The 13,207-nt window shown below is 31.7% G+C and carries 12 protein-coding genes; 7 read left to right on the top strand and 5 right to left on the bottom strand.

The genetic code is table 11. From position 1 onward, the window contains the following. The first annotated feature begins 20 nt into the window (after window positions 1–20). The 6 genes from ccoN (at window position 21) to NH341_RS12030 (ending at window position 6,012) form a co-directional block, all read left to right on the top strand. On the top strand, window positions 21–2,222 hold the full coding sequence (ccoN, locus tag NH341_RS12055) for a cytochrome-c oxidase, cbb3-type subunit I (protein WP_073184496.1): 2,202 nt from the start codon (window positions 21–23) through the stop codon (window positions 2,220–2,222). A 5-nt stretch (window positions 2,223–2,227) separates the two neighbouring features. Next, window positions 2,228–2,395, top strand: coding sequence for a cytochrome c oxidase subunit IV (locus NH341_RS12050; protein ID WP_047790117.1), 168 nt, complete (start codon window positions 2,228–2,230; stop codon window positions 2,393–2,395). Window positions 2,396–2,409: 14 nt separating this feature from the next. Further along, entirely contained in the window at window positions 2,410–3,333 is a 924-nt protein-coding gene (locus NH341_RS12045; protein WP_047790118.1) for a cbb3-type cytochrome c oxidase N-terminal domain-containing protein, read from the top strand. 36 nt (window positions 3,334–3,369) lie between these two features. Then, window positions 3,370–4,791: a cytochrome c oxidase accessory protein CcoG gene (gene ccoG, locus NH341_RS12040; protein WP_073184494.1), complete on the top strand. Its 1,422-nt coding sequence runs from the start codon at window positions 3,370–3,372 to the stop codon at window positions 4,789–4,791. Window positions 4,792–4,867: 76 nt separating this feature from the next. Further along, entirely contained in the window at window positions 4,868–5,314 is a 447-nt protein-coding gene (locus tag NH341_RS12035) for a FixH family protein (protein WP_047790120.1), read from the top strand. Further along, window positions 5,314–6,012: a sulfite exporter TauE/SafE family protein gene (locus NH341_RS12030; protein WP_159613877.1), complete on the top strand. Its 699-nt coding sequence runs from the start codon at window positions 5,314–5,316 to the stop codon at window positions 6,010–6,012. The genes NH341_RS12035 and NH341_RS12030 overlap by 1 nt, the downstream gene beginning before the upstream one ends. A 30-nt stretch (window positions 6,013–6,042) precedes the next feature. Here NH341_RS12030 and NH341_RS12025 read toward each other — a convergent pair whose 3' ends face one another. Beyond that, window positions 6,043–7,338 (bottom strand): hypothetical protein, encoded by a 1,296-nt coding sequence (locus NH341_RS12025; protein ID WP_253057055.1) that lies wholly within the window; start codon window positions 7,336–7,338, stop codon window positions 6,043–6,045. 129 nt (window positions 7,339–7,467) lie between these two features. On the opposite strand from NH341_RS12025, the gene NH341_RS12020 reads away from it, so the two are divergent. After that, window positions 7,468–8,304: a universal stress protein gene (locus tag NH341_RS12020; protein WP_159613881.1), complete on the top strand. Its 837-nt coding sequence runs from the start codon at window positions 7,468–7,470 to the stop codon at window positions 8,302–8,304. A 67-nt stretch (window positions 8,305–8,371) separates the two neighbouring features. Here NH341_RS12020 and NH341_RS12015 read toward each other — a convergent pair whose 3' ends face one another. From NH341_RS12015 to NH341_RS12000, 4 genes are all read right to left on the bottom strand, one after another. Then, complete coding sequence (locus tag NH341_RS12015) at window positions 8,372–9,076, bottom strand: DUF4369 domain-containing protein (RefSeq protein WP_047790124.1); 705 nt, start codon at window positions 9,074–9,076, stop codon at window positions 8,372–8,374. A gap of 40 nt (window positions 9,077–9,116) precedes the next feature. After that, on the bottom strand, window positions 9,117–10,424 hold the full coding sequence (locus NH341_RS12010) for a DUF819 domain-containing protein (protein WP_159613885.1): 1,308 nt from the start codon (window positions 10,422–10,424) through the stop codon (window positions 9,117–9,119). Window positions 10,425–10,466: 42 nt separating this feature from the next. After that, complete coding sequence (locus NH341_RS12005) at window positions 10,467–11,126, bottom strand: DUF2490 domain-containing protein (RefSeq protein ID WP_047790162.1); 660 nt, start codon at window positions 11,124–11,126, stop codon at window positions 10,467–10,469. A gap of 140 nt (window positions 11,127–11,266) precedes the next feature. Further along, complete coding sequence (locus NH341_RS12000) at window positions 11,267–13,186, bottom strand: alpha/beta fold hydrolase (RefSeq protein ID WP_253057053.1); 1,920 nt, start codon at window positions 13,184–13,186, stop codon at window positions 11,267–11,269. Window positions 13,187–13,207 lie beyond the last annotated feature (21 nt).

Genomic DNA, 13,207 nt, shown 5'->3' with positions numbered 1-13,207 from the left:
ATATTAAATTCAAATAGATTATGGAAATGCAACAATTTTATTACGATAATAAGATCGTAAAAAAATTCATCTACGCAACCTTACTATGGGGAATAGTAGGTTTTTCAGTGGGATTGTTATTGGCTTTTATGTTTTTATTCCCAAATTTAACTGACGGTATTTCGTGGTTAAGTTTTGGACGTTTAAGACCATTACATACGAACGCAGTAATTTTTGCATTCGTTGGAAATGCCATTTTTGCAGGAGTTTACTACTCACTACAGCGATTACTGAAAGCCCGTATGGCGAGTGATTTTTTAAGTAACTTTAACTTTTGGGGATGGCAGTTAATAATTGTTGCAGCAGCCATAACACTTCCGCTAGGGTATACCACTTCAAAAGAATACGCTGAATTAGAATGGCCAATCGATATTGCCATAGCCCTAGTTTGGGTGGCTTTTGGTGCTAACATGATTTGGACAATCTTACAAAGAAGACAACGTCATTTATATGTAGCAATTTGGTTTTACCTAGGAACTTTTGTAACCGTAGCAGTATTACATATTTTTAATAGTTTAGAGTTGCCAGTAAGTTTCATGAAAAGTTACTCAGTGTATGCAGGGGTTCAAGATGCACTGGTACAATGGTGGTACGGACACAACGCTGTGGCATTCTTCTTAACGACTCCGTTCTTAGGACTAATGTACTACTTTGTTCCTAAAGCGGCTAATCGTCCAGTATATTCATATAGATTATCTATTGTGCACTTCTGGTCGTTAATTTTTATCTACATCTGGGCAGGGCCTCACCACTTATTATATACATCATTACCAGATTGGGCTCAAAATTTAGGAGTTGCGTTCTCAGTAATGTTAATTGCACCATCTTGGGGAGGTATGATTAACGGATTGTTAACTCTTCGTGGAGCTTGGGATAAAGTAAGAGTAGATCCAGTATTAAAATTCATGGTAGTTGCAATTACAGGTTATGGTATGGCAACTTTTGAGGGACCAATGTTATCATTAAAGAATGTAAATGCAATTGCGCACTTTAGTGATTGGATTATCGCTCACGTACACGTAGGAGCCTTAGCTTGGAACGGATTCTTAACTTTCGGTATGTTATACTGGCTAGTACCAAGAATGTTCAAAACAAAATTATATTCTACAGCATTGGCTAACTTCCATTTCTGGATTGGAACTTTAGGTATTATTATGTATGCGCTACCAATGTATGTTGCAGGATTTGTACAAGCTTCAATGTGGAAACAGTTTAATCCAGATGGAACGTTAACTTATGGTAACTTCTTAGAAACAGTAAACGAAATTATTCCAATGTATTGGATGCGTGCTATTGGAGGAAGCTTATTTATCCTTGGAGCATTTGTAATGTTATACAACATTGTTAAAACGGTAAGATCAGGAAGTGGAGTAACAGATGAACTAGCAGAAGCAGCGGCATTAACAAAAGTATCTAAATACAGAACTTCTAAAGAAGGTTGGCATACTTGGTTAGAAAGAAGGCCTGTAAAATTAACTATATATGCTACAGTGGCGATTTTAATAGGAGGAGTTGTTCAAATTATTCCAACATTATTAGTAAAATCTAATATTCCAACAATAACAAGCGTACAACCTTATACTCCTCTAGAATTAGAAGGTAGAGATATTTATATCCGTGAAGGATGTGTGGGATGTCACTCACAAATGGTACGTCCATTTAGATCGGAAGTAGAACGTTATGGAGAATTTGCAAAAGCAGGAGAGTTTGTATACGACCATCCGTTTTTATGGGGTTCTAAACGTACAGGTCCAGATTTATTAAGAGTTGGAGGAAAGTATAACGATAGTTGGCATTTAAATCATATGTATGATCCACAAAGTACATCTCCAGGATCTATTATGCCAGCATACCAATGGTTAGTAAGAAATAAGTTAGATAAGAGTGATACCGAAAGCAAAATGAAAGCAATGGTTAGCTTAGGAGTTCCTTATACGGAAGAAGATATTGCAAATGCGCAAACAAGCATGGAAGAGCAAGGAGCTAAAATTCAAGAGAACTTATATGCTGATCCAGATTTTGCAACAAACTATGAAGCAGATAAAAAGTATGCTCAAGAAAATGGACAAACTTTCATAGAAATGAAAGATAGGGAAATCGTAGCCTTAATCGCTTATTTACAACGATTAGGTACCGATATTAAGATTAAAGATGTTCAAGACCAATTAAGCGCTAAAAACTAGAAATTATGTTAAAGTTTGTAAAAAATCATATGGAAACTATTGCAGGTATTGAAATATACCCAATTATTTCACTAACCATATTCTTTACATTTTTTGTAGTGTTGTTTTGGTGGGTATTTACAGCTAAGAAAGAATATATAAGTAGGGTAAGTGAATTACCTTTAGATAATTAGTAAAATTTAAAAAGATGAAAAAATATTTTCAGTCTATAGTATATATCATTTTTGTTGCAGTAACCTTTTTTGCTATTGCTACTGCAATTAAATCATATCAAAATCCATTTAGTCTATATGAACACCCATTAGTTTGGATAGCGATTGTAGGGCTTATAACTGTTGTAGTTTTAAAAGAGGTTTTAAATATTGTGGCTCAGCAAAGAGCAGAGCAACTTCAAATGGAAAAAGATGGAATTAAACCAGAAGAAGTTGATAAATGGGCTTGGGCTAAAAAACTTATTAGTAAATGGACAGAGGCCAAAGCAATTGAGCAAGAAGATGAAATTATTCTTGATCATAATTATGATGGAATTAAAGAGTTAGACAATAACTTACCACCATGGTGGCTATATATGTTCTATGCAACAATCATTTTTGCAGCAGTATATTTAGTAAGATATCATGTATTAGGAGCAGATAACCAAGAAATGGAGTATGCTCAAGCAGTAGCAGAAGCTAAAAGAGAATTAGCAGCATTTAAATCAAACTCAAAGGAAGCTATTATTGATGCTGAAACTGCTACAGTATTAACTTCTGATGCCGATTTAAGTAGAGGTAAAGCTGTATTTAATTTAAACTGTGCAGCATGTCATATGGCTGATGGAGGAGGAGGTATAGGACCTAATCTGACAGATGAATATTGGATTTTAGGAGGAGGAATGAAGAATATTTTTAATACAGTTGCTAATGGAGGTAGAGACGGTAAAGGTATGGTTGCTTGGAACAAAACATTAAAACCTAAAGACATTCAAAAGGTTGCGAGTTATATAATTTCTTTACAAGGAACTACTCCAGCAAAACCAAAAGAACCTCAAGGAGAGTTATATAAAGAAGAAGGTCAAGCATCAACTGTTGCAGAACCAGTAGAAGAGCAAGTAAAAGATAGTATTCAATAAAAATAGAAGTTACAAATTAGTTTTTAATAGTTGATTATGGAAACACCCAAAAACGAACAATTCAGAGATAGTATTGGTACTATAAATGATGAAGGAAAAAGGGCTTGGGTGTTTCCAAAAAAACCAAGCGGAAAGTTTTATAAGTATCGAAGTTATATAAGCTATTTTTTATTAGCGTTTTTATTACTAGCACCATTTATTAAAATTAACGGAAATCAGTTTTTACTATTTAATGTTTTAGAACGTAAATTTAACATTTTCGGATTTCCTTTTTGGCCACAAGACTTTCATTTAATGGTGATTTCAATGATAATAGGAGTGGTGTTTATCATTCTATTTACTGTTGTTTTTGGTCGAATTTTTTGCGGTTGGATTTGTCCGCAAACTATTTTCTTAGAAATGGTTTTTAGGAAAATTGAATATTTAATAGAGGGAGATAGAGGAAAACAAATTCGTTTAGCAAAACAAGCTTGGAATGCAGAAAAAATAAGAAAAAGAGTCTTAAAATGGATAGTCTTTTTTATCATCTCTTTTATTATAGCAAACGTTTTCTTAGCATATTTAATAGGAAGTGATAAATTAATAAGTTACATAACAGGTAACCCATTAGACCATATTAGTACTTTAATATCATTGCTAATTTTTACAGGAGTTTTCTATTTTATTTTTGCATGGTTTAGAGAGCAAGTTTGCATTATAGCTTGCCCTTATGGTAGACTGCAAGGAGTGCTGTTAGATAATAAAACTATTAATGTGGCTTACGATCATGTAAGAGGAGAAGGAAAAGCAGGGAGAGGAAAGTTTAATAAAAAAGAAGATAGAGCAGCGTCTGGAAAAGGAGATTGTATAGATTGTTTTCAATGTGTGCATGTATGTCCTACAGGAATAGATATTCGAAACGGTACGCAATTAGAATGTGTAAACTGTACAGCTTGTATTGATGAATGTGACCATATAATGGAAAAGGTAGGATTGCCAAAAGGACTTATTCGTTATGCAAGTGAAGAAAATATTGTAAAGAAAGCACCTTTTAAATTCACTGCAAGAATGAAAGGGTACTCAGCAGTTTTGTTTATTTTAATAGGAATTTTAATAGGGATGCTGTTTTTGAGGAACGATGTAGAAGCAACAATTTTACGATTGCCAGGTCAGTTGTATCAACACAAAGAAAACGGAGTTATTAGTAATATTTACACTTTTAAAGTAGTAAATAAAACAACAAAACAAATAGATAATGTGAGTTATAAATTGTTATCTCATAAAGGAAAAATAGAAACAGTAACACATCAAGATTTTGAAGTACCTAAACAAGGATTAGCAGAAGGAACCTTATTTATAGAGTTACATCAGTCTGAAATGAAAAATGAAAAAGAAAAACTAAAAATAGGAGTGTATAGTGGAGATAAACTTATTGAAACTACTACAACCAACTTTTTAGGACCAAGAAGTTATAGATAAATCAGTCTAAAGTTCATTAGCTTTTAGGAGTAAGTATGAATAAAGATTAAGAACCAAAGACTAAAAACAAATTAAAATGAAACTAAACTGGGGCACGGGTATAGTAATAGCAATAATAGGATTTATAGGCTTTATTATGTATTTCGTAATTACGATGAGTACAGGTAAAAACTTTAATCACGATTTAGTAACTGAAAAATACTACCAACAAGAATTAGAATTTCAGAACAAATTAGATGCTACTAAAAATGCGAAAGCATTAAAAAAGAATATTAAAATAGAAAAAGTAACTGAAGGAATTAAAGTCCATTTTCCAACGGACTTTAACCCTAAAGATATAAAAGGAAAAGTGTTCCTATACAGACCATCTGATAAACAATTGGATTTCGAAATACCTATTTCGATCTCCGAAACATATTTGCTCGTGCCTGAGAAACGTTTGTTGGGTGGTCGTTGGAACATAACAGTTTCCTGGAACTACAAAAATAAAGATTATTTATTTCAGAAAGAGTTAGTGTTTTAATGTTTCTTTCAGCAATCATATTTGGTTTATTAGGTAGTTTTCACTGTATAGGCATGTGTGGTCCTATAGCCTTTATGTTACCTGTAGACAGAACGAATAAAGTAAAACAGTTTTTTCAAATAACTAGTTATCATTTAGGACGCTTATTTACTTATAGTTTAATAGGCTTTTTATTTGGTTTACTAGGCAAAGGGTTTTATTTTTTTGGGTTTCAGCAACAACTATCAATTATTGTTGGTGTATTAATGATTTTTGCAGTTTTAATACCTAAAACTTTTCAGAAATATAACTTTTCAAATCCAATAAATAAATTGGTAATGAAAGTAAAGTCTTCTTTAGGGAAAGAATTAAAGAAAAAAGGAAATGATACTTTTTTTACCATCGGTTTTCTAAATGGATTTTTGCCTTGTGGATTAGTTTATATGGCAGTTTTTGGAGCGTTGAGTACAACTAATATGTTATCAGGAAGTATATATATGTTTCTCTTCGGATTAGGAACAATACCATTAATGACAGCAGTGGTTTATGTAGGGAATTTTGCAAATGGTTTGGTGCGAAAAAGAATTCAACAAGCAATACCTTATGTTGTAATTATTATTGGAGTATTGTTTATTCTTAGAGGACTAGGGTTAGGAATACCTTATGTTTCTCCACTTCCTGTATCTGATCTTCATAATTCAGTTGAAGGTTGCCATTAATCATAATTTTGAAAAGTGTAAAAAACTTGTTTAATAGTTGGTTATGTTAATTTCCTGTTTTATATAGTTTCCTTGATTGTCTATTATTACATTTCCTTTTAATGTAAAAACATCATAAAAACTAAGAATTGTTTTGTTTGGTAAAAAAGTTGCATTCACAGTAACTTTACCATAAGCATTATTTAAAAAAGGATTGTTTTCTTCATTAAAATCCCATAGTTTATTTCCTGTTATAGTATCATATGCTGAAATGATATAAGGAGTTTCTTTTTTTATGTTGACTTTGTGTCTAATAACAACAACATTATTTCTATAAGAAATAATTTCAGCATTTAAAAAGATAGTTTCTTGTAAGGTAGTAGCTAGCTGTTTCTTTTTTGCATATAATTTATATCTATGTTCGTTTATGCGTCTTAGATAGTATGTGCTGTTAGTGTATTTGTATTTATCAGTAATTAAATTATCATCTGTATGCAAGTATAACACCTCACCGTAATTAGTTTTTACATAGACACTATTTTTTTGAGCAGGAGAATAACTTAATTCGGCAATACCACTTTTTTGATGTTTTTTGGGCATCATACGGTTTAAATCTTCTTTGTTTTTTATAACCATGTTGCTGTTAACCATGTTAAAAGCTTTTATATAATTATTAGAAGCTTCAAATAACCATAAGGTATCTTTTGCACTAAAAACGTAAACATTATTGCCTGGAATAACTAATTTTTCAAATAAAACTGTATCTATTTTTTTAGTGTTAAATTTTCTTACAACTAAAAATGAAGAGTCATTGCTTACGGTTTTATGTTCTTTAATATAGTTACCTCTTATTTTTTGAACACCTATTTCCCAAATTTCATTATTAGGATTATATATGCGCTCTTTAAGTACATAATCACCTCTTTCATTGATGTTTAAAAAAGAATCAATATTTATGTATTTGGGCATAAAGTAGAAGCTAACAACAAGTAGTGTTAAAATAAAATCTCTTTTGGCTAATTGCGTGTTTTGTGCTTTAAAATTTAAAAATGTTGCAATAGCAGAAAATACTCCAAAGTAAAAAACTAAAGCAATAAAAATCACTAGAAGTAAGGGTAAGGCTACATATAAACCATCATTGTTTAATACAAAAAAATCAAAAGTCCATCCATTTTGTCCTGGTTTATATGAATAATGTGTACTAGTATATGCTATAGATCTATTAAAAAAAATACGATTGGGTATGGTAATAAAAAACTTTAATAAAATACCTAAAATAGAAACGACCATTAAAGAAATAAAGGCACGTACAACAACGCCTACAAATTTAGAAGAGTTTTTATCCATAACAAATGTAAAATTTAAGAAAGCAAATGTATAGAATATATAGTGGTTTATAAAGTGACAAAAATCATAGCTTTACTGACAAAATTTAGGTAACTTTATAGAAGACGTAGAACCTAAAAGTAATTAATCATGAAAAAAATTATAGTCCCAGTTGATTTTTCTGAATATTCTGAAAATGCTTTACAAACAGCAGCTTTTTTAGCAAAAAAGTCAGACGCTGAGGTGTTGGTAGTACATATGCTTGAGTTATCTAATGCTGTTTTAAGTAGATCAGAAAGTTATTTACAACAAGAAATGTTGTTTTATTTACAAATGTCTGAGAAAAAGTTAGCAGAATTTTTAGAGAAAGAGTATTTATCGGGTATAAAAGTAACTCCAATTATAAAGCATTTTAAAATCTTTAGCGAAATAGACCAGTTGGCAAGAAATGAAGGAGCAGATTTGATTGTTATGGGATCTAAAGGAGCTAGTGGTTTAAAAGAAATGTTTATTGGTTCTAATACAGAAAAGGTAATCCGTTATGCGCATGTACCTGTATTAGTAATAAAAGAGGAACCGATAGTAAAACAGATAGAAAAGATACTGTTTGCTTGTGATTTTTCTGATGACGATGTACAACCATATATGGAAGCGAAAGAGTTTCTTAAGAAGTTTAATGCAGATATGGAGCTGGTATATGTAAGTACACCAACGTCTAAGTTTAAAAGCACCGAAGAGTTAGAAGAAAGAATGAAGCATTTTTTTAATCAAACAAATGAAAGTTATGATGAAAACATTCATAAAGTAAAAATAATTTCTGATTATTCTGTAGAAAAGGGAGTGTTCTATTATGCAGACAAAATAAACTCAGATGTTTTAGTAGTAGCTACGCATGGTAGAAAGGGAATAGCACACTTTTTTGAAGGTAGTATTTCAGAAGATATTGCCAATCACAGTAAGTTACCAGTATTGTCTTTTAAAATTTAGAATATAAAAGTAAAAAAGCTCATTCAAACTGAATGAGCTTTTTTACTTCTTTTAAAGAAAAGAATATTTACTTTCCTTCTTTAGTTTTTATATCATCTACAAACTTTTGTAAACGTTTACCGTATTCAGAATTTTTAACTTTATCAGTTAAACTATTATTAATAGTATCTAAAAGCTGAATGTTAGCATCATATAGTTCAGATAATGCAATGTATGGTGCAGCTTCACTATCAGCGTTTGCAATAGCAAAGTTTGTAGAGAATAAGAAACGACGACGTACCATTTTCTTATAATCTGCTTCTACTTGTTCTAATTGTACCTCATCTTGAGCTTGACGAGCTTCTACTTCTTTTTTTACAAAATCTAGACGTTGCTCCATAAAACGTTGGTTTATTTTACGATACTCATTCATTACTTCTTGATTTTTAGAACCTTTAATTTCAGGTTTAAAACCAAACTCTTCAATTTTATCGTTGATGGTAATTTCACCTTCTTCCCCAAAAAACATAATGTGTTTATCTGTTGTATTACCATCAAAAGTTAAGTAATACATTACAGGAGACTCAACATTATCTGTTAATATAAATTTATCATCACCTAACAACGCCATAGAATCAACAGATACCAATAATGTGTCCTTCATCTTTTGAAGATATAAAGTACCTTTTTTTAATCCTTTAATCTGACCTTTAACAACCATGTTTCCTTCTTTTTTAGAGGAACAAGCAAAAGCAACAAGTGCAATTGCGAAAAGAGCAATAATTTTCTTCATTGAATTCAAAATTTGTCTGTTGCAAATATGCAGATTTCTCCTAAACTTTTGAGGCTATTTCCATTAAAATTGTACATAGGATTGCGCCTACGGTACCGATAGCGTATCCGAAAACAGCTAATAAAACACCTACAGTTGCTAAAGATGGATGAAAAGCTTGCGCTACGATTGGGGCAGATGCAGCCCCACCAACATTTGCCTGACTTCCTACTGCTAAGAAGAAATATGGAGCGCGAATTAATTTAGCTACTAAGATTAATAATCCAGCATGAATTGCCATCCATACCAAACCAATAAAAATTAAATTGAAATTATCAAAAATTAGCGTTAAGTCCATTTTCATACCAATAGTTGCTACTAGTACGTAAATAAAAATACTTCCTAATTTACTAGCTCCAGCGCCTTCATAATTTTTAGCTTTCGTAAAAGATAAAACAACAGCAACAATTGTTGATATACTAATTAACCAGAAAAAGTTTGATCCTAAGAAAGAGAAAATGTTTTTTGTAGTTTGAGATTCCATAGTTGCTGTTAACGAAGCAAAAACGTCACTTAAATACGCTCCTGCAAAATGACCAAAACCAACAGTACCAAAAGCAATGGCAAGCATAATTATAAAGTCGGTTAAAGTAGGAGTTCTTTTTACACTTTGTGTAAAGTTAGAAACTCTTTGTTTTAAATCTTCAATAGCTGAAGTATCAGCTTTTAACCATTTATCTATTTTGTCTTTTTTACCAATTCCAATTAAAATGATAGCCATCCAAATATTAGCTACTACGATATCAACAAACACCATTCCTCCATATTTAGCTGGATTGTATTGATAAATTTCTAGCATAGCAGTTTGGTTAGCTCCACCACCAATCCAACTACCAGCTAAGGTAGAAAGTCCTCTCCAAACAGCATCAAATCCAGCTCCACCTACTGTTTCTGGTGAAACAGCAGAAATTAATAAAATGGCAATTGGTCCTCCAATAACAATACCGACAGTTCCTGTAAAAAACATGATTAAAGCTTTTGAGCCCAAGTTGAAAATAGCTTTTAAGTCAATACTTAATGTCATTAAAACTAAGGCAGCAGGTAATAAAAACCTACTAGAAACATAGTATAGTTGTGATTTGTTTTTTACGACTTCGCCAGCAGCACTGGTAGTTTCCCATTCTGGAGAAATAACTCCTAAAGTAGTAAATATTGCAGGGATAAAATAAGCCATGAATAAACCTGGGACTATTTTATAAAACTTAGGCCAAAATCCTGAGGTTTTTGATTCTGTATAAAATACAAAACCTAACGAAATCATTAAAATACCAAATACGATTGCATCGTTTGTAAAAAGAGGTGCTTCCATTTAAAAATAATTTGTCGCTAAAGTATGAAATATTAGTTAGTTCTATTTTCTATGATCTGTACTTATTGCAACTCCTAATTGAACTCTATTAAAGTTACCAACCTCGTTTACATGTATTAGTTGATATCCTGCTTGAAGCTTAACTACGTCAGATACTTTATATTTAAAACCAGCTCCAAACCAGTTTTGATTATAAGCTTCTCCCTCAAAATCTAAAAAGGTTTCATTGTATAGGTATGTAGACCATTTTTCATTGATAGGATGTCCCAATGCAAGTTGATATCGAAAGAAATTACTGGTAGTTGATTTAAAAAAACGTTGTTCACCTCTAAAACGATGTGCTAGGTTTAAACTAGCTATTTTATGATTTACATTTAGGTCTTCATAAATACGATGTTCGTTAAAATCGCCTGCATTAACATTAAAAGTTTCATCAGTGTTTAAGAAAGCATACCCTATAGTAGCGTTGATATTTTTATTGAACTTATAATTAGCTCCCAAACGCCCGATAAATTGCTGCATGTCATCTCCAACTTCAAAAAAGCGAAAATGTGCCATAGATTTTAAACCAAATTTATCTGAAATTTGGTGTGATCCGTTATACATGTACCAAACCCCTAATTCTTTGGTTGGATCAGGTTGATTTTGTGAAAAACTGTTTAATGAAAGTAAAGAGACAATTAATAAGAATAATTTTCGCATAATAATAGTGTTGTAGTTCTTTGTCATATTAAAAATCTCCCACATAAATAAATATACGGGAGATTTTATGTTGTATTGACAAAAATATAAACTCAATAATTTTTATGAAAAGTTATATTGTTAAAGTTCTTCGAGTTTATTTATAATTGGTCGTTTTTTATAGGTTCTTCTTTCTTTAAGTAGGTGTCTAAAAATTGTAAGATTCTACTATTAGCTTCTATTTGATTTTCCTTTTTAACAAAACCATGCCCTTCATCATCAAACAGCACATATTCTACAGGAACTCCATTTTTCTTAACACCAGCTACAATTTCATCAGATTCTACCTGTAAAACTCTTGGGTCTTTAGCTCCTTGTAATACCATTAATGGCTTGGTTACTTTGTCTGTATGGAATAAAGGAGAAATTCTTTTCAACCTTATTGAGTCTGCAGAGTGTGGATCTCCTAGTTCTTTATATAAAGCTTCTCTAAAAGATTCCCACCAAGATGGAATACTTTTTAAGGTGCGCATCCAGTTTGTAACTCCGTAAATGTTTACACCAACAGCAAATTCTTCTGGAGTGTATGTTAAAGCAGCCATGGTCATATAACCACCGTAAGATCCTCCAATAATACCTATTTTTTCAGCATCAATTTCTGGTTGTTTTGCTAACCAATTTTTCCCTTCTACACAATCTTGCAAATCTTTTTCTCCATGGTTTAAATCATCCATAGTAAAAAAGGTTTTACCGTATCCGCTACTACCTCGATTGTTAACCGCTAAAACAGCATAGCCATGGTTTACTAAATATTGAATTCTAGAACTGAAATTTTGACGTGATTGTCCTCCAGGACCTCCATGAACCCAAACTAAAGCAGGAACTTTAGTATCTTCTGAAGCTTGATGAGGTACATAGTAAATTGCAGGAATAGTTACTCCATCAAAAGAAGGGTAACGAATTACTTTCGCTTTTACTAAATCAGCAGGATTAATTTCTTTATTTAACACATCGGTTAGCTGCGTTTGTTTTTTTGTTTTTAAGTCATACACATATAAGTTTGAAGGAGTATTAGAACCACCAGCATAAAAACGCATCATACTTTCGTCTCTAGAAAAACCAACGCTAGTAATACTTTTTCCATCAACATTAGGAAGCTCAATATTTTTACCAGCTTTGACATCATAAACTTCAATGACGTTTTTAGCATCTTCATTAATATATGTTACTCTATAGGTACCATTGTTTGTAAAGTAGCTTCCGGAAATATCCCAATCTTTGGCTAATACTTTTTCTGTTTGGTTAGTGCTAATTGTATATTTCATTAAGGTAGCGAATTCACCTTCAGCATCTGTTGTATAGTAGAACTCGGTATCATCAATAGAAAAATCAGCAGCAGAATTACCACTTAATCTTAGGTTAATTTTGGTGATTACTTTGGTGGTTCTATCAAACAAAAATAAATCACTATCGTTAGTATTAACCGTTTTGCTTAGGGCTAGTATGTTTTTATTGTTTGATATTGCTGCTACGTTATAACCTTCTTTATTTTCATAAATCATTTTTGGAGTAAACGTTTCTATATCCATTTCATAGAGATCCATAAAACGATTGTCTCTTTCATTTGAAGTAAAAAAGAAACTTTTTTCATCTTTAGCCCAACCAAAAAAGCTTGCTCTGGCACCTTTAGTTGGTGTTAAATCTTTAATATCACCGTTAAGTTCTCTTAAAAAGATATGATAAATTTCATCTCCATTATTATCCATTCTAAATAACATTCTTTCATCCTTTGGGAAATAAGATGTTGCAAAAACGGAAGAACTATCTGATTTTGTAATAGGTTCAAATTCTCCTCCAGATGTTGAAACGGTGTACATGTTATAGATTCCTGAACGATTACTAGTTACAAGTAACTTAGAATTATCAGGAGAAAAACTTCCACCAAAAACGTTTTCGTTATCCATCATTTGCTCAATAGAATATTTTTTGGGAGCTGTACTGGTTTTAACAGATTCTTTTTTATCCGTTTTACAAGCAATTACCGAAACGGCAATGGCAAGTAATAAGAAATGTTTTTTCATAAGTGTGTGTTTGGGTTATTA

The sequence above is a fragment of the Tenacibaculum sp. XPcli2-G genome (genome assembly GCF_024124505.1).
Lineage (GTDB): Bacteria > Bacteroidota > Bacteroidia > Flavobacteriales > Flavobacteriaceae > Polaribacter > Polaribacter mesophilus.
Note: the sequence above shows the minus strand (reverse complement) of the source record. Positions and strands in the feature narration are given on the sequence as shown.